Origin of the sequence: Sphingomonas sp. PP-F2F-G114-C0414 (assembly GCF_003688595.1) — a bacterium.
Lineage (GTDB): Bacteria > Pseudomonadota > Alphaproteobacteria > Sphingomonadales > Sphingomonadaceae > Sphingomonas.
In genome coordinates, this window is sequence record NZ_RCWT01000010.1 from 114,606 (window position 1) to 133,590 (window position 18,985).

The following is an 18,985-nucleotide window of genomic DNA, read 5'->3' on the forward strand; positions in this document are numbered from 1 at the left end:
GCCAATGACAGCAAAGCCCGCGACACAGCTTGTGTCATGCGAAGGAGGCCTTGGCGAAGGTGATCGGACCGGCAGGTATCGCCGCCCGCGCAAATGCCACGCCGGCATTCGTTAAACGGTATGCATGGCGCGCAGGGCGGCCGGGATGTTCCGGCTCGCGCCACTCGGCCTCGACGAGCCCTTGGTCGGTCATGCGGATCAGTAAAGGGTACAGCGTTCCCGACAGGAGCCTGGTTTCCTTCATCAGATCGTAGCCGTGGCGCCATTGCTGGGTGTGCGCAGACAGCGCCTCCAACAGGAGGAGCATCTGCTTCGACGGTCGACGATTACGGCCCATGCTCCTACTCAATCTAAGTAGAGTTATCTGTCAACTGCGGAGCAAGTAGTATCCCCGTGCTATTTGCCTTTTCAACTTTGGTGCCTCCTACCGGCGGTCAGCGAGCGCTCGGGGGCCTGTGGACCGGACATCACGCGATGCCCAACTCCGGGACGGCCGATGTTGGGACACGGGCAGCGCACGATAATTGACCTATAGTGGGTCTTATCCCACAGCCGACAGAGTGAACAATCGGTCTGCCACCACAGCCGGAATGCTCTGAACCAAAAGCGCTGCAAGTCAGAAGTTGACTCGCAGCGTACCACCTGCGGTGCGTGGCGTACCCAATTGTCCGGCATAGGCGAACGGCGATGCACCAACGATCGCAGTCGTGCTCAGGTTCTGGAAATACTGTTTGTCGAACGCGTTGTTGATCCAGGCGGAGAGGTCGTAGCGTCCGTTGCCGAGCACCGCGCCAATCCGGAAATTGGCCAGCGCGTAAGCTTCGATCCGGCTATAGGATCCGGCATCGGCGGTACCGAAAACGCCCGAGCGATAGCTGATCTGCGCGAGCGCGTAGGGGCGCGTGCCGTTTCCCAGATCGACATGGTAATCGACGGTGCCGTTGCCGATCCATCGGGGCGCCTGGAACAGCGGTCGGCCGGTCAGGTCGCAGACGCCGCTCACGCCGACAGGGCAGGGCGCGTTTGCGTAGCGCTTATAGACCGCGTCGTTGTAGGATCCGTTGCCGCTGAGGGTCAACGTGTCGGTGACGCGAAGCGAGGCGTCGAACTCGATACCGCGAGACCGAACGTCGCCGACGTTTGCCAGATACGAGCGGTTGCCGTTCGTCGGCACGATGTTCGCCTGCAGGCCGGACAGGTCGGTCGAGAACGCGCTGAGATTGATCGTGACACGACGATCGAAGAACTGGCTCTTCAAACCGAGTTCCCAATTCTTCACCTTCTCGGGCGACAGGACCAGCGGAGTCCCCGCGGACACCGCGGAGTTCAGGTTCAGGCCCGATCCCTTATACCCGGTCGAATACGAGGCATAGGCCAGCACGTCGTCGGCAAGCTTGTACGATGCGCTCGCGAGGTAGGAGACATTGTCGTCCTTGACCGACACGTCGTAGTGAAAGGGGATCGACGTCGCCGCGTAGGGCGTGCCGACGATCGAGGTGTCCGACACCCCGGAGCGCTTGTCGCGCGTATAGCGGATGCCGCCCGTGACCGTCAGCCGCTCCGTGATATCGAAGTTCGCCTGGCCGAACGCGGCGACACTATCGACACTGGTATCGACATCGTCGAGATATTGCGATCCCGGCGCGATCACCACGGCTGCCGCAGCCGGATTGGCGAGGCGCAGATAAGTCGTGTAGAACGCGCTCGCATCGGTACCGAACTGGTTGAGGATGAAGTGATCCTTCAGCCGCTGGTGAAACAGGTAGGCGCCCACCTGCCAGTTGAACCGCCCCGGCCGCGACGCGAGCCTGAATTCCTGTGAATATTGATCGTCCTTGGTCTGCGCGACGTTGACCTGAATGACGTCGAGCGGCGTGCCATCGCTGTCCTGCAAGGGATTGAAATGCCAATAGCGCCAGGCGGAAATCGATGTCGCGGTCGCAAAGCCGAGATCCAAGTCGGCCTGCAGCGACACCCCTTTCTGGTCGGTCTTCATGTTCTGCGGCGAATTGTTCTGCGTGAAGTCGAGACTGCGTTGCGGCACATAGCCAAGCGACGCGAGCGCGCGGAGCGTCCGGCTTGTCGTTGCGCTGAGTGAAGCTGGCAGCGCGAGCTTCGTGGCGCTGACGCAGCACGTGTCGTCTTCCTGTGAATAATCACCCGACAGGCGGATCGTCAGGTTGCTCGCCGGGGTGGCGAGCAACTGGACCCGGCCGCCGCTGCGCCCGACGCTGTTGGCATCGATCCCGGTCTTGATGTTGTCGAGTACGCCGTTGCGGTGGGTGTTGAATCCGGTGACTCGGAACGCGAGCAGGCCGTCGATAACCGGGCCGGTCACGCTGATCCGCTCCTGATTGTAACCATAGGTGCCGAGCGAAACTTCGGCGGTGCCGCCGAACGTGAATTCGGGTTTGCGGGTCGTGATGTTGAGCACGCCGGCCGAGTTGTTGCGTCCGAACAACGTACCTTGCGGCCCCCGCAACACCTCGACGCGATCGACGTCGATCAGATCCGCCAACGCCATGCCGGGGCGCCCGAGATAGACGTTGTCGATATAGACGCCGACCGACGTATCCAGCCCGTCGGAGGCCGAAGACACGCCGATCCCGCGGATGCCGATCGAGCTGTTGCGCGGGTTCGAGTTGAACGCGGTGAGGCTGGGGGTCTGAGATTGGACATCGGTCAGCGTATAGCTGCCGGTGCGTTCGAGCGCGGCCCCGGTCAGTACCGACAATGCGATGGGAACGTCCTGCGCGCGTTCCGCCTGGCGACGCGCCGTGACGAGGATGTCGTCCGTTGGTTCTGGCGGGGTCGCCGCCACGGCATCCTTTTTCGGTTCGTCCCAGGCGAACGCCGGTTGCGCCGCCATGAGCAACCCGATGGCCGACGACCGAAACGCAATACGCCGAGAGGATGATGCCATTCTCGCTGCCCCAATTCTGTGAAATGACGATGTCGCCGGATGGCTTCGGGCGGGCCAGCCATGCGTCCCCGCCGTCCATCGATCGACACCCCAACGGTCCAGTCAAACTCATATCCCGTCAATGGGATTTGGCCCAATTTCGGAGCGGTCGCGGCATAGTTTTTCTACGAACAATGGCAGGCCGCTGGTCGCAGATGGCCGTTCGTTTGTGAATTGATCACTCCTTTAGAAGTCGCAAGATGCGGGCCATCCGAGTTTTAGAACCGGGGTCGCGCGCACCCAGGAGACGCGAATTTCAATATCCTATCGACGGAGTATGGATTCTACCGCCCAGCAAAGCTTTTCTACGTTCCGCGAAAGCAGCCCGAAGCGCACCCTTCGGACAGTTCACGAGCAATTGCGTCTCAGGAGGTGCCCATGCCCAATCTCGGAAAACTCGTCGTCAGCCGTCAGGGCTTTGGAGCGATGGGGCTGTCTAACACGTACGGCCAGGCGGACGATGCGGCCTCGACCGCCACGATCCACCGGGCGATCGACCTGGGCATCACGCTGTTCGATACCGCGACCGGCTACGGCGAAGGCCATAACGAACGGCTGGTCGGCGAGGCGGTCCGGTCGCGCCGCGGCGACGTGATTCTCGCCAGCAAATTCGTTCATCGTCCGCAAGGTGGCGGTGCCGACGTCGAACCGGTGCATCCGCGCGATGCGGTCGAGGCCAGTCTCAAGCGGCTCGGCGTCGAGCGTATCGATCTTTATTATCTGCACCGCGTCGACCCGCTGATCGCTATCGAGGAGTCGATCGGCGAACTCGGGCGACTTGTCGACGCGGGCAAGATCGGCGCGGTCGGCGTTTCCGAGGCGACCGCCGACGGCATCCGCCGCGCGCATGCGACATACCCGCTGACCGCGTTACAGAGCGAGTATTCACTGTGGACGCGCGATGTCGAGGTCGAGATCCTGCCGACCGTTCGCGAACTCGGCATCGGTTTCGTCGCTTATAGTCCGCTTGGGCGCGGCTTCTTGGCCGGTGCCGAAGTGTCCGATCCCGCCGACCGGCGTCATCTGCATCCCCGGTTCCAGCCCGAGGCGGTCGCCGCAAACGCGCAACGCCGCACGACGATCGAACAGGTCGCCAAGCGGCTCGGTGCCAGCATCGCACAGGTCAGCCTGGCATGGGTGTTGTCGAAGGATGTCGTGCCGATCCCGGGTACGCGCCACGTCGAACACCTGGAATCGAACTGGGCCGCAAACGGTCTGGTGCTCGACGACCAGTCGATCGACGCGCTCGAAGAGGCCTTCCCCCGGGGAGCGACCGCCGGCGCGCGCTATCCGGCGGAGAGCCTGAAGCTCGTGCCGCCAGAACCCGTCCCCGCCTGAGCCGCCGGGCTGATCCACCAGCTCGGTTTAATCGATTGGAGAGTTTCATGAGCAGCGTTGCTGCACTTCGCCCCGACCACGTCGCCGATCGCTTCAGTTACCGGCACATCGGCGTCACGCCCGTAACGCCGACGATCGGCGCGGAGATTTCGGGCGTCGACCTTCGCCAGCCGATCAATGCCGATGTCGCGGCCGATATCCAGAAGGCGTTGCACGACTGGCGGGTCGTGTTCTTCCGCGATCAGGACATCGACAACGACCAGTTGAAGGCGTTCGGCCGCGCATTCGGGCCTCTGACGCCGGCGCATCCGATCTCGGAAGGGCTGGAGGATCATCCGGAGATCTGGGAACGCAGCGTCGAGGAATATCGCGCACGGCGCAATCGCAACGATGTGGCTCCGCCAGGCCGCGAACCGCCGCGGGACTATAAGGGTTGGCATATCGACATCACCTTCGTCGCCAATCCGAACCGGTATTCGATCCTGCAAGGCGTCGAGATACCCCCGTTCGGCGGCGACACGTTGTTCACCAATCTGGTCGCCGCTTATGAAGGCTTGTCCGCACCGATCCGCACGCTGATCGATGGACTTCAGGCCGTACACCGGACCAGCGGCTATGATGGCGCCGATGCCAAGCCGCGGCGCGACGGACGATCCGCCGGGCCCTTTGCCGCGCTGCACCCGCTCGTCCGCGTTCACCCGGAAACGAGCGAGAAGCTGCTGTTCCTCAATCCGGGGACGATCAGCCATATCGTCGGACTGAAGGAACCCGAGAGCAAGGCGCTGCTCGACCTGCTGTTCTACGAGGCGACGCGGCCCGAATATCAGGTGCGGTTCCACTGGAAACCGAAGTCGCTGGTGGTGTGGGACAACCAGGCCGTCGCACATGCTGGACCGATCGATTATTCGCATTTTGATCTGCCACGCGCGGTTCGACGGATCACGGTCGCCGGCGATCTGACGCGGGGACCAGACGGGTTCGTGTCGCAGCCGCTGGAAGGCGAATTGTTCAACGTGCTCGGCTGATGCCGCGCGCGGCCAGGAGCAAGCCCTGGGGCTTTATCGCGCTGGCCGCGTTCGTCGCGGTCACGATCGCGTTGCTGTTCGCGTTTGCCCCCAATCGTCGATCGGCAGCCGTGGCAGGAGGATTGCCCGAAACCGCGCCGCTGCCGGACTCGGTGACGAAGGAGACCGTGCTGGTGGTCGGCGATCCCGTGACGCAGTGGGTGTTCGAGCATCTCGGTTGGGAGGACAAGCTCCCCTTCACGCTGAAATGGGCGCAGATCACCGGCGGTCCCGATGTGACCGAGGCATTCCACGCAAAGGCGCTGGATGTCGGGCTTGGTGCGAACGTGCCACCGCTTCACGCCACCTGGGTAGGTCTGCCGGTCAGGATCGTGGCGTTCCGCGAGCGTCGCGATCCTGCGCGGCACCCGGCTTTCGTCCTCGCCATCGCACCGAAGGCCGGCATCCGCAGCCTTGACGACCTGCGCGGCAAAAGGATCGCGTTCAGTCCCAGCCAGGTGCAAGGCCAGATCGTTCTGCAGACGCTCAAGGCGCTCGGGTTGACCAAGGCCGATGTCACGTTGGTCGAACTGCCGTCGAGCATCGGCGGCGACGTCTACACCAGCGCGCTTGCAAGCAATCTGGTCGATGTCGCACCGATCGGCAGCGGGATCGTCGCCGATCGCTATCTCCGCAAGTTCGCGCGGGACGGGGCCAGGACACTGCCGCATCCGGATTTTCGGGACGATGCCGTGCTGGCCTATGTACCGCTGGATAGCCTGCGTGATCCTGGAAAGGCGGCTGCGCTGAAGCGTTTCGTCTATTGGTGGGGGCGTGCGCAGGCCTGGCAGCAGGCGCATCCCGATGCACTCGCCCGCGGCTATTATGTCGCACAACAAGGGCTTTCGCTCGCCGATGCGAAGCTCATTCTCGCGGCGCAGGGGGAGGTCGTGATCCCCCGCCGCTGGGCCGAACCGATCGCGTATCAGCAGGGTGCGATCGACCTGCTGGCGCCGCAGATGGGCAAGCCCCGCTTCGATGCGCGGACGTTGTTCGATCCCCGCTTCGAAACCATCGCGGCAGACGGCTTTGCTGCCGAAGCCGCTGCCTCCTCCGGCCCATAGGAGTCGTCATGAACGCCCCTTTTCCCCATGCTGCAATGACCACCGCGTATCTCGGCACCGTTGCTTCCGTATCGACCTTCAAGCTGGATGCCGTCGACGATACCTCGGCGGTGGCGCGCGATCATCGCGAGCGTACCCGCCGCCTGGGGCTCGATACGCCGCTCGCCTGGGGGTGGCTGCTCGGGCCGCTGCTCCTGCTGCTATACTGGTCGGTCTTCTCGATCACCGGTTTTCTCGACACCCGCATCCTGCCCGCGCCGTGGACGGCGCTCACGGCGGGCATCGAACTCGTGCGCGACGGTCGGCTGCAGACCAATTTGGCTGTGTCGGCATGGCGCGCGGCACAAGGGCTGGCGTTTGGCACGGTCGTTGGCGTGGTGCTGGCACTCGTCTCGGGGCTCAGTCTGCTGGGCGGGTATGTCATCGACGGTCTGGTTCAGCTCAAGCGCGGCATTCCCGTCCTCGCGCTGATCCCGTTCATGATCCTGTGGTTCGGCGTTGGCGAGGCGATGAAGGTCACCGTGATCGCCGTCACCGTGTTCGCGCCGATCTACATCCATACGCACAGCGCGTTGCGCGCGATCGATCTGAAACAGGTGGAACTCGCCGAAACCCTTGGCCTTCGGCGGTCGACGTTCATCCGGCACGTCGTCCTCCCGGGCGCGCTGCCCGGCATGCTGCTGGGGCTTCGGTTCGGCGTCACCGCGGCGTGGCTTGCGCTCGTCGTCGTCGAGCAACTCAACGCGACCAGCGGCATCGGCTACATGATCACGCTGGCCCGTAATTATGCGCAGACCGACGTGATGCTGGTCGGCCTCGTCGTCTACGCGATCCTGGGATTGGGATCGGATGCCGTGGTGCGCGTGATCCAGCGCCGCGCGTTGACCTGGCGCCGGACGCTCGGCGCATGAGCGTCGTGCGCATCCGCAACCTGACGCGCCGCTTCACGCAGAAGGGTGTGCTCGACGGCGTCGATCTCGATATCGCGCGCGGTGAATTCGTCGCGCTGCTCGGGCGCAGCGGTTCGGGCAAGAGCACGCTGCTGCGCGCGCTTGCCGGTCTCGACCACGAGGCGAATGGTGCGGGCGAGATCGTCGTTCCGGATCGTCTGTCGGTCGTGTTCCAGGATGCGCGGCTGCTGCCGTGGAAGCGGGTGCTGGACAATGTCGTGCTCGGTCTCGACGGCAAGGATTCGCGGGACAGGGGACGCGAGGCGCTTGCCGAAGTCGAGCTGACGGGGCGGGAACGATCCTGGCCCTATGAATTATCGGGCGGCGAACAGCAGCGCGTTGCACTTGCGCGATCGCTGGTCCGGCGTCCCGAACTTCTGTTGGCCGACGAACCGTTCGGTGCGCTCGATGCGCTGACCCGCATCCGGATGCACGTCCTGTTGCGGCGGCTGTCGGCGGCGCACAACCCCGCCGTGCTGCTTGTCACGCACGACGTCGACGAGGCGATCGAACTCGCCCACCGGGTCGTAGTGCTCGACGCGGGGCGCATCGTTGCGGACATCCGCGTCGCATTGCCGACAGATACCGCGGCCCGGCGTGACCGGTTCGCCACGCTCCAGCACGACCTGCTCGCGCTGCTCGGCGTCGAGACCGATGGCCTTACCCAATATTCCACCCGGCAAAGGATGAGCGCATGAGCAATCACGATCGCAAGCTACGTCTCGGCGCGTTCCTCCAGGCGACGGGCCATCACGTCTCGGCATGGCTCCACCCCGATGCGCAGGCTGATGCGGGCCACAATCTGGAGCACTATAAACAGGTCGTGCAGACTGCCGAGCGCGGCAAGTTCGACATGGTCTTCGTCGCCGACAGTCCGGGCGGCTATGCGGACTTCACCGACGAGGCCACCTTCAAACAGAATGCCAAGGCCGCGCATTTCGAGCCGATCACGCTTTGGTCGGCGCTGTCGCAGGTCACCGAGCGGATCGGCTTCGTCGCGACATCGACCACCACGTACGAGGATCCGTACACGACGGCGCGAAAGTTCGCGTCGCTCGACTGGATTTCGGGCGGCCGGGCGGGGTGGAACGTCGTCACCACCGGCGCCGACGTCTCGGCCAATTTCAGCAAGCCGGCGCACCTCGAACACGCCCGCCGCTACGACCGTGCCGAAGAATATATCGATGTCGTGAAGGGGCTGTGGGACAGCTATGAGGACGACGCGTTCGTCCGCGACCGCGATGCCGGCGTGTACCTCGACACCGACAAATTCCACCTGCTTGCGCATGAAGGCGAGCATTTTCAGGTCCGCGGGCCGCTGAACATCGCACGCTCGCCGCAAGGCTATCCTGTCATCGTCCAGGCGGGGGCATCCGAACCGGGTCGCGAACTTGCGGCCCGGACCGCCGAAGTGATCTTTACCGCCAATCTGATCCTGGGCGACGCGCAGGAGTTCTATGCGGACATCAAGGCGCGCCTGCCGCGATATGGGAGGCGGGCGGAGGATCTGCTGGTCATGCCGGGGATATTCACGGTTCTCGGCGGCACCGAAGCCGAAGCCGCGACGCGCTACGAGGCGTTGCAGTCGCTCGTCCATCCGTCGATTGCATGGGGCATATTGCGCCGCCATTATCAGGGGATCGACCTGTCGGGCTATGCGCTCGACGATATCGCACCGCCGCTGCCGAACGATACCAACGGCAGCAAGAGCCGGCTGAAACTCGTGTCCGACCTGATCGAACGCGACCGACCGACGCTCCGGCAGCTATACCGGCAGGTGTCCACGGCGCGAGGGCACCTCACCAGCGTCGGCACACCCGAGCAGATCGCCGACGTCATCCAAAAATGGTTCGAGCAGGGCGCGGCGGACGGGTTCAACATCATGCCGCCGATCCTGCCGACGGGCCTCACCGATTTCGTCGATCAGGTCGTGCCGATCCTGCAGCGCCGCGGGTTGTTTCGCGCGGAGTATGAAGGGCGGACGTTACGCGAGAACCTTGGTCTGCGGCGGCCGGAAAATGGCTTGAAGTCGCGGGCGCGGACCGCGGTATCGCCCGAGGCGATCGGTGCACACGCATGAGCTTGGACGAAGCGTTCCGCACCCGGTATCGCGACGAGGATGCTCCGGTGGCGATCGCGGACAACGCAACGCTCCGGACGTTGCTCGATCATCGGTCCGTCCGCGCATATCTGCCCGAGCCACTCGATCCGGGTGTCATCGAGACGCTGGTCGCAGCGGCGCAGTCGGCACCGTCATCGTCCAACCTTCAGGTCTGGAGCGTCGTCGCGGTCCAGGATCCCGCCCGCAAGGCACGCCTTGCGGCTCTGGCGGGCAATCAGCAGCATATCGTCGATGCGCCGTTGCTGCTGGTCTGGCTGATCGATTTCGACCGACTGACGCAGATCGGGCGAGCGCGGGGCACGCAGCCGCAAGCGCTCGACTATCTGGAAAGCTTCGTGCTCGGAACGGTCGACACCGCGCTCGCCGCGCAGAATGCGGTGGTGGCACTGGAATCGCTCGGCCTGGGCTCGGTCTACATCGGCGGTATTCGCAATCAGCCGTCGGCGGTTGCCGCGGAGCTCGGCCTGCCACCACGGGTCTTCCCCCTGTTCGGCCTCGTGGTCGGCAAGCCCGATCCGTTGCGTCACGCCGCGGTCAAACCAAGACTGCCGCAAGCCTCTGTCCTGTTTCACGAGACCTATCGGTGGACATCGCGACAGGACGAAGCGGCGGCAGCGTATAATATCGCGCTGCGTGCGTTCCAGCGCGACCAGGGCATGCCGCAACGCGACTGGACCGACCTCGCGGGAGACCGGACGCGTGGCGCAGACGCGATGGCAGGGCGTGATATCCTGCGGGGCGTGCTTCGCGATCTGGGGTTCGCGTTACGCTGACATCCGTCCCTACCGCGGGAGGATATCGGCAGGGAGCTCGCCGATCGAACTCTGGCGATCGTCCGAGGCGACGCCTTGCAGCAACGGTAGAAGATCGAGGAGGCGCGCGGTGGCCTCGGTGTGCACCGCCTGTCGATTGCTGGGATACGCTGCCGGCTCCGCGCTGGTCTCGATGACGTGGCTGCCCCAGCCGTCGGCGACGGCCAGCAGCCTGTCGATGAACGGATAGGATACGCTGGCGACGACCGACGGGAAGGGTAGGCGCGTCGAAGGCCCTTGCCGCGCCGCCGCCGCAATAGCCTCCTGGCCGAAGCCGATGTTCAGCGGCGACAGGAACAGCGCGCCCTGGACCGAGTGCAGATAGCTTCGCGGCGACAATTGCGCCCACCACGCTACGGCAAGGCAGGCGACCCCTTGGGCGAGGATGACGGCCGGCTGGCGGCGGCGCGCGAACACCGCATCGAGCTGTAACGCCCAGCGCCCGGCCTGGAATTTCGCCAGATCCAATTCCACCGCCGGCACCGACAAGGCCTTGGGAGCATCGCCCTTGACCGTGACGATCACGGCGTGTTGGGGATCGATCGAAGCCGGATACAACAGTGTCATAGCAGCGCTCCACAAGGATATCACGGCCGCGAGCCATTTGCCGGGTGCTCCGACTCGGGATCGGACGTGATGATAGCGAGGATATTCCTACTGTGACGATAGGCAATGGCGGTGCGTCGGTTTGCACGGAATGCGTGCCCGGTCGCCGTCGAGGTGGAGCGCATAAGGCTGTCGCCTGTCGTCCGACGGCGATCATGCGCCCGGCTTTCTCGCGTCGATCGCGGCTTGCGAGACACGCAGGACATTGCCTTTTCCAAGTTCGGCGACTTGGTCGGCGGTATGGTCGCAACGCTTGAATTCGACGGTAACGGTGCCGGTTTCCCTCCCCAACATCGTTCCAGCCGACGACGTAACCGCTGGCGGGGGAACCGACAGTAGGTCTGTCACATTACATTCGACTCTTTGCTGCTGATTGATATCAGGTGGCATGCTGACAGTCTGTCCTTCCGTGAACGGACGTGCTGTCGTCCAGATACTCTCTCGACGGTATCTCGAGTGGCCAAGTCCGAATGACGTCCGCCAGGGCGGCATGTGCGATACGCTCGCTCACGAGCAGCGAACAGGCGAGCAGGCCGTTGGGGCAGTAGCGGTCGTCGTCCCAGCCGGGATGGTCGAGGATCGGGTAGAGGCACACGCCCTCTACCGGCACGCCGAGCGATTGGGCGATCTTCACCTCGCGCAGGATCATGCGGAGCCAGGCGGGGCGGGCGCTGCCTTCGATGCCGGTTTCGGCGATGAAGATCGGGCGGCCATAGCGCGCGTAGGCGTCGGCTAGGATCGCGTGGAGCGGGCGGCTGAGGGGGTGGTCGTACGCTAGCGGCGGGCCGCCGTGGATCCACTGGTTGTTGTGGTAGAAATTGACGCCGACGATATCGAGCAATGGCGCGCGGCCGCCGATCTGCGGCCATGCTTTCCCGGCGATCATGTCCCACGCCTGGTATTGCGCGAGGCGGTGGCCTTCGGCGGCGGGGGCGTCGTGGGGGCGGGCGGGGTCGGTGATGACGTTGATGACCGGGTCGGCGTGGACGAACCTTGCGGCGGGGTCGACCGCGAGGATCGCGTCCATCGCGGCGATCGAGGCACGCGCGAGTTGGACCTTGAGTTCGTAGCCGCGGCCTCGCGCGAACGGGTTGAGATAGGCTGCGTCGCCGCCGCCCCAGGCGAAGAACGAGATTTCGTTGACGGGTGCGTAGAAGCGGGTCTCGCCGGGTGCGGCCGGGCCGATATGGCGCGCGGCGGCGGCGGCGAAGGCCGCAAAGCGCGTGACGAAGGCGGGCGTCCAGATGTCGATGTCGTCGGGCCAGCCGTAATGAAGCAGGTCCCAGATGACTTCGGTGCCGATCGCCTTGGCGGCGTCTAGCTGGCGGTCGAGACTGGACCAGTCGTAGCGGCCAGGCTCGCGTTCGATCAGATGCCAGCGTAGGCCGTCGCGGACGGTCAGGATGCCGAGCTTTACGAGTTCGCTGTAATCATGCGCGGCGAGAATGTCGTGGTGGCTGGCGGCGATGACGTCGACGCGCTTGCGGTCGTGCGCGCGGCGGTGCGTGGAGGATTCGAACCCGCCTTGAAGGAAGCTTCTGAAGAGGCCGGTCGGGCAAGGGACGGTCGGTCGGTCGGACAGGACTTCGGCGACCAGGGCTTCCCAGCGGGGGACGACGGCGGCGACGGCGTACTCGCTGTCGACCTTGGCGCGGAGGGCGGTGCCGAGGCGGGTTCGTAGTGCCGGGTCTTCGAGCAGTTTGGTGATGGCGGCGGCAACTGAGGGCGGGTCTTCGTGGGGGACGAACAGGCCGCTGATCCCGTCGACGATCTGTTGTTCGGAGCCGTTGTCTCGCGTTGCTATGACGGGGAGGCGTGCGGCGCCGGCTTCGGCGATGACGTGCGGCATGCCTTCGCCGCGCGAGAGCCAGACGAAGACGTCGAGCGCGGCGAGCAGGTCCGGCACGTCGTCGCGGTCGCCGAGGAAGGTCAGGGCGGTGTCGAGGCCGAGGGCGTGCGCTCGGTTGCGGAGGGCGGCGGCGTATTCGGGGATGAAGGCGTCCGGTCCGCCGATTACAACGAAGCGGGCGCGAGGGTGGCGGGCGTGGACGAGTGCGGCGGCTTCGATGAAATCCTCGACGCGCTTCTTCGGGTCGAGCCGGCCTAGCCAGCCGATGAGGGGCACGTCTTCGGCGATGCCGAGTGTCGCGCGCACGGGGGCGCGTCGGGCGGGGTCGAAGGCGCGCGTGTCGACCATCGACGGAATCTCGATCGCGTGGTGTTCGCGGCCGGGCATGCGGCTGGCGGCGGCATCGCGGATCGAGGCGCAGACGCCGACATAGCGCACGGTGAAATGCTTGGGGCCGGCGAGCGCTTCGGAGACGAGGCCGCCATGCTCGATCAGTGGCGGGCGGAGGTACATGCGTTCGAGCGCGGGATAGATGTCCGCGACGTTCTGGCACGAGACGACGACGTCGTACGCAGGCAGCTTGCTCGCGAGGTAGGCGACGGTCTCGTCGAAGCCGAGCGCGTAGGGCGTGCGGTCGACGGGCACGCCGATCGCTTCCAGTCGCGCGTGCGTCTGCTCGGGCATGCCGTCTTTTCGGAAGCAGGCGACGACCTCGATCCGGTAGCGGGTCGGATCAAGCGCCTGGGCAAGCAGGCGCACTTCCGTCTCTTCCCCGCCGACGACGAGCCAGGCGAAGACGAACAGGATGCGGATCGGTCGGGCGTCGGCAGTGAGTGCGGTGCTCAATCGCCGACCTTGAACACGATCTGGAGGAATTCGGGCCGCTCGCCGACCAGCTTTGCGATGAAGGCGGGGGCGTCGTCATAGGGCACGACATGCGTGATGAACTGCGCGCGGATCTCGGGGCCGCGGGCGAGCAGCAGCTTCACCGTCTCGTTCGCGAGGCGGCGGCGGTCCCATTGGAAGCCGAGCCCGCGGGGGACGCGGTTGATCTGCGCGCAGCGTAAGGAGAGGCCGTTGTGGTGGAACTCCTCGCCAAGCCGGAGCCGATCCGCACCGCCCTGGTAGAAAGCGAGGTCGATCACCGTGCCCTGCGGTCTCAGCGCGCGCATCGCGGCGTGCAGGCTGGCGGCGTCGGCACGGGTCTGGAACACGACGTCCGCGCCGCGATCGTCGCCGCCGTGGAGCCAGCGTGCCTTGGCGTACGCCCAGGCCTGGTCCTCGGTCATCGCGGTGATGCCGAGGCATTCGGCGCGCAGTCGGCGGAAGGGCGAGGGATCGGCGATCACGACTTCGCTCGCGCCGGCGGCCTGTGCGAACAGGGCCGTCAGCATACCGACGATGCCTGCGCCGATCACCAAAGCGGGACGGCCGCGGATGCCGTCGCCGAGGTTGACGACATTGGGGCCTAGCAGTTCGGCGTCCGCGTGGAGAATGCCGTTGGCGGCGATCGGACCCATCTGGCCGATATAGATGCCGAGGATCGGATCGAGCTCGGGCGGGAGCTTGGTCAGCAGGTCGTTGAACGGGTCCGCGGTGTGGCCGGTCTTGTGGCCGAAGACGGTGCCCACGACGTCGCCGTTGGTGAAATCGTCGACCCGGCTGTCGCTGACGCGCGCGCATTCCATGTAGCCGAGGAACGGCACCGGATAGTGCGCGCTCGGTTCGCCGGGGACGAACACGCCGCGGTCTGCGTCCCAGCGCGAGTGGAGATACGGGTTGCTGTTCTTGACGAAGGTGAGTTCGGTGCCGGCTGAGAACCCGGTGTAGAGCAGGTCGAGGCGGATCTGGCCGTCGCCCGGAGGTGCTTCGTCATAGCCGAAGAAATAGGCCTGGCCGGGGCGTTCGACGCCGAGCGAGCGGACGTGGCGCCACTCAGACATGGGCCACCTCGCGCTCACGGACGTCGATCGCGCGGCCTTCGACGGCGGAGCGCTCGATCGCCAGCGCGAGGCGGAGCGTTTCCAGCGCGGCGGGGTAGGGACAGCGGATGCGGTTTTCGCCCCCGCGGACCGCGTCGATGAAGTCGCGATCCTCCAGCACTACCGGATCGCTGCCGGTGCCGCGGACCGGGCGACCGCGGCCGATGTCGATCATGACGTCGCGGTCGGTCAGTTCGATCGCGAGGCCTTCGCCGAACAGGTGCAGACCGACGCGGTGATTCCAGTTGAGCAGGCACGTGGACGCGAAGTTGGCGATCGCGCCGCTGGCGAAGGTGAGCATCGCGGTGCTGGTCGTCGCGACGTCGAGACCGGGGAAGGCGGCGCGGTCGATGTGGCCCGACTGGCCGTAGACGCGGACGACGTCGCCGACGAGATAGCGCGCGAGATCGACGAGATGCGTCGTCTGTTCGAGCATCTGGCCGCCCGATGCGTCCTTCGTCCACCACCAGCGTGGCGGCGGCGTGGAGTCCAGCCAATAGCCGGAGAGGAGGCGTGCGGGGGTCGCCGACAGCAGCGCCTTTACCTCGTCGACTGTGTCGAGATAGCGCCAGTGATAGCCGACTGCGGTGACGAGGCCGAGCCGGTCGACTGCGGCGGCAACATCCTCCGCGGTGCCGAGGTCGAGCGCGACCGGCTTCTCGACGAAGAACGGGAGCTTGTGCTCGATCGCCAGGCGTTCGGGTTCGCCGTGCGCGAACGGGGGCACGCAGATGTAGAGCGCGTCGAGTTCGACTGTGGCCAACATTGCGGAGGCATCGTCGAACGCGCGGGCGCCGAAACGGGCGGCGGCTTCGGTCGCGCGCGCCATGTCGACGTCGGCGACCGCGACGATCGCGACGTCGTCGAACTGCTCCAACACGCCGAAATGGCGGTTGGCGATGCCGCCTGCGCCGATGAACCCCATCCGTGTCCGCTCCACGCCGTCTCCCTTTGTGTTTTGATCTTGCACCGCGGTATAGACCGCGCGCGTGTCGGCGATCATGCGATCGGCCGAGAATAGGTCCTGCTGGCGCTCGATCGCGGCGCTGGCCATCGTTTTCAGGGTGCCGCGGTCAGCGAGCAACGTGACGACCGCATCGGCGAAACTGGCCGGGTCTGCGGCGGTCAGGCGACCGGTGACGCCGTCCTCGATCGCTTCGGCATTGCCGGGTGCGACGGTGGCGACGACGGGGAGGCCGGCGGCCATCGCCTCGAGCGCGACCAGCGGCAGGCCTTCGAACGCGGAGGGGAGAACCAGCAAGTCGGCGAGCGTCATCAGGTCGGCGACGTCGCTGCGAGTCCCGAGCATGCGGACCGTGCCGGCGAGGCCCTTGGCAGCGATCGCGCGCGCGGTCTGGGTGAGGAGGGAACCTTCGCCGGCGAGCAGCACGATCACGTCCGGGTGCGCAGCGCGAATTGCAGGTAGCGCGTCGAGCAGGAGCGCGTGGCCTTTTTGCTCTGCAAAGCGCGCGACCATCAGCAGGACGGGGGCATTGCCGACGCCCCATTCGCTGCGGAGGGCGTCGCGCGAGCGCGAGGGTTTGTGTGCGCCGACGCCGTTGTGGATCGTTGCAACGAGTGCTGGGTCGACGCCGGCTGCGCGGTGACTATTGCCGACTGCATCCGAGACGCAGATCAGGCGTGCGAGCGCGGCCGAGGTGTCGCGGTGCTCGTCGCGCTGCGCGGGGTCGGTGAGGAGGTAGGGGAGGTGTTCGGTGCGGATAACCGGAACGCCGGCGGCGTGCGCGGCGCGAACGGCGGCGTGGCCTTCCCAGCCGATGCCGGCATGGACGTGGACGATGTCGGGCGCGGCGCGGTCGAGCCAGCGCGCGAGGCCTGCATCGTCGTCGAGCGCTTTCACCGCATAACCCTTGGCGGCGGCGCGTTCGAGTAAACCGGTGCCGGGCCGCGCGGCGACGACGATCTCGTCTCCGCCCAATCCTCCGGCGAGCGTCATCATGTGCGCGCCGACGCCGGACGGGGCGAGGCTGTCGGTCAGCAGGCAGATGCGGGTCATTCGGCGGCCATCACGGGGGTTTCGAGGACCGCGGACTTCGCGACCATGCGGCGGTACGTCGCAAGTGCTTGCCCCACGACCTGGTCCATATTGTAGTAGCGATACGTCGCGAGCCGGCCGACGAAGGTTACGCCTTCCTCAGCATCGGCGAGCGCCTCGTAGCGTTTGAACAGCGCCTGGTTTTCGGGGCGGGGGATCGGGTAATAGGGGTCGCCTTCCGCGCTCGGGAATTCGTAGCTGATGCTGGTCTTCGCGTGGAGCTGGCCCGTCAGGTGCTTGTATTCGGTGATGCGCGTCTGCGGCACGGTTTCGTCGGGATAGTTGACGACCGCGACCGGCTGGAACTGCGCGACGTCGTGGGTCTCGTGGCGGAACTGGAGGCTGCGATAGGGCAGCTTGCCGAAGCGGAAGTCGAAATACTCGTCGATCGGGCCGGTGAAGACGATGTGGTCGACGTCGATGCGGTCGATCACGTCGCGATATTCCACGCCGAGATCGAGCGTGATGCCGGGGTGGTCGAGCATCGCCTCGAACATCCGGGTGTAGCCGTTCGCCGGCATCGCCTGGAATTTATCAGTGAAATAGCGGTCGTCGGTCGAGGTGCGCGTGGGCACGCGTGCGGTGACGGCGCGGTCGAGTTCGGACGGGTCGAGGCCCCATTGCTTCCGAGTGTAGCCGCGAAAGAACGTCTCGTAGAGATCGCGGCCGACCGCGGCGACGACGACGTCCTCGGAGGTGCGGATGTCCTCGACCGATTCCGCGCGGCTGGCGAGGAAGGCGGCGGCTTCTGCGTCGTCTTTGAGCGACAGGCCGTAGAGGTCGTTGAGTGTCGTGCGGTTGATCGGCATCGGCACGAGCTTGTCGTCGACGCTGGCGAGGACGCGGTGTTCGTACGGGCGCCATGCGGTGAAGCGCGACAGATAGTCGAACACGTCGGCGGAGTTGGTGTGGAAGATGTGCGGGCCATAGCGATGGATCAGCACGCCGGCCGCGTCATGCTCGTCATACGCGTTGCCGCCGATGTGCGGGCGGCGGTCGACGACGAGTACGCGCTGGCCGCTGTCGCTGGCCAGGCGTTCGGCGAGGACCGCGCCGGCGAACCCTGCGCCGACGATCAGCGTGTCGTAGCGTTCGCGTTTCGGCGCGGGGCGGAAGGTGCGTTTGGCGCGAAGGATGCGGTCGATCTCGGTGGCCATGGCGGTTTGCGTGCGGTCCCAGGATTGCGTGGCGAGCAGGCGGTCGGCTTCGTCGCGCCATGCGCCTTTGCGGGGAAGCGCGAGCGCGGACTCGCACGCAGCGACGAACGCGGTTGCGTCGGACGCGATCGTCACAGCTGCTGCGTCGCCATAGTGGCGGATCACGTCGACGATCGGCGTCGAGACGACGGGCAGGCCGCCGGCGAGATATTCAGGGGTCTTGGTCGGGCTGATGAAGCGCGTCGCGGCGTTGATCGCGAACGGCATCAACGCGACGTCCCAGCCGGAGAGATAGGCGGGGAGTTCGGTATAGCCGCGTCCGCCGAGCCGGTGGACGTTGGCGCGGCGCGGCAGGTGCGCGGGGTCGATCTTCACGACCGGACCGATCATGATGAACGACCAGTCGGGCCGCTCAGCGGCAACCGCGTCGAGCAAGGCGATGTCGATGCGTTCGTCGATGACTCCAAAGAAACCGAGCTTCGGACCGGGGATGTGGCGCTGGTCTTCCGGTTCGATATTGCCAGAGCGTGCTTGGGCGAAGTGCGCGACGTCGACGGCGGAGGGAAAGGCGTGGACGTCGCGGTGACGGCCGCGCTTGGCCTCGTAGAGGCTGTAGCCGCCGGTGAAGACGAGGTCGGCGCGTGCGAGCAACCGCGCTTCGCGGTCGAGCAAGGCGGGGTCGGCGAAGCGGAACGCGGACAGTTCGTCCATACAGTCGTAGACGACTGCGGCGGCGTCGAGATGCTCGGCGAAGGGCAGCATCATCGGCGTGTAGAACCACAGCACCGGCTTGGCCCGAATGCTCGTCGCGACAAGCATGTCGAGGAGTTGCCGCAAGCCCACTTCGACCTGCTCGGCATTCCACCAATGCGGCAGGCGTGGGCGTAGCGCGATCACGTTGTCGGCGGGGAAGGGATGGTGTTCTAAGAACGGCAGCGGATGATCGCAGGGGATGTGTTCCTCCCAGACGAACACGCTCTGGGCTTGCGCAAACCGCTTCATCAGATGCTGCGGGCGCTGCGT

General features: G+C 65.7%; 15 protein-coding genes. 7 read left to right on the forward strand and 8 right to left on the reverse strand.

All coding sequences use genetic code 11. From position 1 onward, the window contains the following. Nucleotides 1-34 precede the first annotated feature (34 nt). Together C8J47_RS05635 and C8J47_RS05640 are read right to left on the reverse strand one after the other, a co-directional pair. A complete protein-coding gene (locus C8J47_RS05635) occupies nucleotides 35-307 on the reverse strand; it encodes a PadR family transcriptional regulator (protein ID WP_121885344.1) in 273 nt (90 codons plus the stop codon). Nucleotides 308-616: 309 nt separating this feature from the next. Beyond that, the gene (locus C8J47_RS05640; RefSeq protein ID WP_183129030.1) at nucleotides 617-2,869 is read right to left on the reverse strand and encodes a TonB-dependent receptor; all 2,253 of its coding nucleotides are present in this window, start codon (nucleotides 2,867-2,869) and stop codon (nucleotides 617-619) included. A 471-nt stretch (nucleotides 2,870-3,340) separates the two neighbouring features. On the opposite strand from C8J47_RS05640, the gene C8J47_RS05645 reads away from it, so the two are divergent. From C8J47_RS05645 to C8J47_RS05675, 7 genes are read left to right on the forward strand one after another with little or no spacing between them, the layout of a single operon-like run. After that, nucleotides 3,341-4,300, forward strand: coding sequence for an aldo/keto reductase (locus tag C8J47_RS05645; RefSeq protein ID WP_121884830.1), 960 nt, complete (start codon nucleotides 3,341-3,343; stop codon nucleotides 4,298-4,300). A gap of 47 nt (nucleotides 4,301-4,347) precedes the next feature. Beyond that, the gene (locus C8J47_RS05650; RefSeq protein WP_121884831.1) at nucleotides 4,348-5,325 is read left to right on the forward strand and encodes a TauD/TfdA family dioxygenase; all 978 of its coding nucleotides are present in this window, start codon (nucleotides 4,348-4,350) and stop codon (nucleotides 5,323-5,325) included. Then, nucleotides 5,325-6,428 carry an ABC transporter substrate-binding protein gene (locus C8J47_RS05655; protein WP_121884832.1) on the forward strand — a complete coding sequence of 368 codons (1,104 nt, stop codon included), beginning with the start codon at nucleotides 5,325-5,327 and terminating at the stop codon, nucleotides 6,426-6,428. Before C8J47_RS05650 ends, C8J47_RS05655 begins: the two co-directional genes overlap by 1 nt. 8 nt (nucleotides 6,429-6,436) lie before the next feature. Next, nucleotides 6,437-7,339 (forward strand): ABC transporter permease, encoded by a 903-nt coding sequence (locus C8J47_RS05660; protein ID WP_259467377.1) that lies wholly within the window; start codon nucleotides 6,437-6,439, stop codon nucleotides 7,337-7,339. Then, on the forward strand, nucleotides 7,336-8,076 hold the full coding sequence (locus C8J47_RS05665) for an ABC transporter ATP-binding protein (RefSeq protein ID WP_121884834.1): 741 nt from the start codon (nucleotides 7,336-7,338) through the stop codon (nucleotides 8,074-8,076). The genes C8J47_RS05660 and C8J47_RS05665 overlap by 4 nt, the downstream gene beginning before the upstream one ends. Then, the gene (locus tag C8J47_RS05670) at nucleotides 8,073-9,458 is read left to right on the forward strand and encodes an LLM class flavin-dependent oxidoreductase (protein WP_121884835.1); all 1,386 of its coding nucleotides are present in this window, start codon (nucleotides 8,073-8,075) and stop codon (nucleotides 9,456-9,458) included. Before C8J47_RS05665 ends, C8J47_RS05670 begins: the two co-directional genes overlap by 4 nt. Then, nucleotides 9,455-10,273: an NADPH-dependent oxidoreductase gene (locus tag C8J47_RS05675; RefSeq protein WP_121884836.1), complete on the forward strand. Its 819-nt coding sequence runs from the start codon at nucleotides 9,455-9,457 to the stop codon at nucleotides 10,271-10,273. The genes C8J47_RS05670 and C8J47_RS05675 overlap by 4 nt, the downstream gene beginning before the upstream one ends. Before the next feature lie 9 nt (nucleotides 10,274-10,282). On the opposite strand, the gene C8J47_RS05680 is transcribed toward C8J47_RS05675, so the two are convergent. The 6 genes from C8J47_RS05680 to glf all read right to left on the reverse strand — a co-directional run bounded on the left by C8J47_RS05680 (nucleotide 10,283) and on the right by glf (nucleotide 18,964). Continuing rightward, on the reverse strand, nucleotides 10,283-10,879 hold the full coding sequence (locus tag C8J47_RS05680; RefSeq protein ID WP_121884837.1) for an alpha/beta hydrolase: 597 nt from the start codon (nucleotides 10,877-10,879) through the stop codon (nucleotides 10,283-10,285). A gap of 192 nt (nucleotides 10,880-11,071) precedes the next feature. Continuing rightward, a complete protein-coding gene (locus C8J47_RS18865; protein ID WP_147454289.1) occupies nucleotides 11,072-11,308 on the reverse strand; it encodes a hypothetical protein in 237 nt (78 codons plus the stop codon). Beyond that, entirely contained in the window at nucleotides 11,298-13,613 is a 2,316-nt protein-coding gene (locus tag C8J47_RS05685) for a glycosyltransferase family 4 protein (RefSeq protein WP_121884838.1), read from the reverse strand. Before C8J47_RS05685 ends, C8J47_RS18865 begins: the two co-directional genes overlap by 11 nt. Then, the gene (locus C8J47_RS19335) at nucleotides 13,610-14,710 is read right to left on the reverse strand and encodes a zinc-binding alcohol dehydrogenase (RefSeq protein ID WP_220683344.1); all 1,101 of its coding nucleotides are present in this window, start codon (nucleotides 14,708-14,710) and stop codon (nucleotides 13,610-13,612) included. Before C8J47_RS19335 ends, C8J47_RS05685 begins: the two co-directional genes overlap by 4 nt. Continuing rightward, entirely contained in the window at nucleotides 14,703-16,766 is a 2,064-nt protein-coding gene (locus C8J47_RS19340; protein ID WP_220683345.1) for a glycosyltransferase, read from the reverse strand. The genes C8J47_RS19335 and C8J47_RS19340 overlap by 8 nt, the downstream gene beginning before the upstream one ends. Beyond that, a complete protein-coding gene (gene glf / locus C8J47_RS05695; protein ID WP_121885345.1) occupies nucleotides 16,763-18,964 on the reverse strand; it encodes a UDP-galactopyranose mutase in 2,202 nt (733 codons plus the stop codon). The genes C8J47_RS19340 and glf overlap by 4 nt, the downstream gene beginning before the upstream one ends. Nucleotides 18,965-18,985: the final 21 nt, after the last annotated feature.

Coding starts and splice junctions, on each gene's coding strand:
- C8J47_RS05680 (WP_121884837.1), bottom strand. CDS start 10,879: ATGACACTGTTGTATCCGGCTTCGATCGATCCCCAACACGCCGTGATC.
- C8J47_RS19340 (WP_220683345.1), bottom strand. CDS start 16,766: ATGACCCGCATCTGCCTGCTGACCGACAGCCTCGCCCCGTCCGGCGTC.
- C8J47_RS05675 (WP_121884836.1), top strand. CDS start 9,455: ATGAGCTTGGACGAAGCGTTCCGCACCCGGTATCGCGACGAGGATGCT.
- C8J47_RS05670 (WP_121884835.1), top strand. CDS start 8,073: ATGAGCAATCACGATCGCAAGCTACGTCTCGGCGCGTTCCTCCAGGCG.
- C8J47_RS05635 (WP_121885344.1), bottom strand. CDS start 307: ATGCTCCTCCTGTTGGAGGCGCTGTCTGCGCACACCCAGCAATGGCGC.
- C8J47_RS05665 (WP_121884834.1), top strand. CDS start 7,336: ATGAGCGTCGTGCGCATCCGCAACCTGACGCGCCGCTTCACGCAGAAG.
- C8J47_RS19335 (WP_220683344.1), bottom strand. CDS start 14,710: ATGTCTGAGTGGCGCCACGTCCGCTCGCTCGGCGTCGAACGCCCCGGC.
- C8J47_RS05640 (WP_183129030.1), bottom strand. CDS start 2,869: ATGGCGGCGCAACCGGCGTTCGCCTGGGACGAACCGAAAAAGGATGCC.
- glf (WP_121885345.1), bottom strand. CDS start 18,964: ATGAAGCGGTTTGCGCAAGCCCAGAGCGTGTTCGTCTGGGAGGAACAC.
- C8J47_RS05660 (WP_259467377.1), top strand. CDS start 6,437: ATGAACGCCCCTTTTCCCCATGCTGCAATGACCACCGCGTATCTCGGC.
- C8J47_RS05650 (WP_121884831.1), top strand. CDS start 4,348: ATGAGCAGCGTTGCTGCACTTCGCCCCGACCACGTCGCCGATCGCTTC.
- C8J47_RS05645 (WP_121884830.1), top strand. CDS start 3,341: ATGCCCAATCTCGGAAAACTCGTCGTCAGCCGTCAGGGCTTTGGAGCG.
- C8J47_RS18865 (WP_147454289.1), bottom strand. CDS start 11,308: ATGCCACCTGATATCAATCAGCAGCAAAGAGTCGAATGTAATGTGACA.
- C8J47_RS05655 (WP_121884832.1), top strand. CDS start 5,325: ATGCCGCGCGCGGCCAGGAGCAAGCCCTGGGGCTTTATCGCGCTGGCC.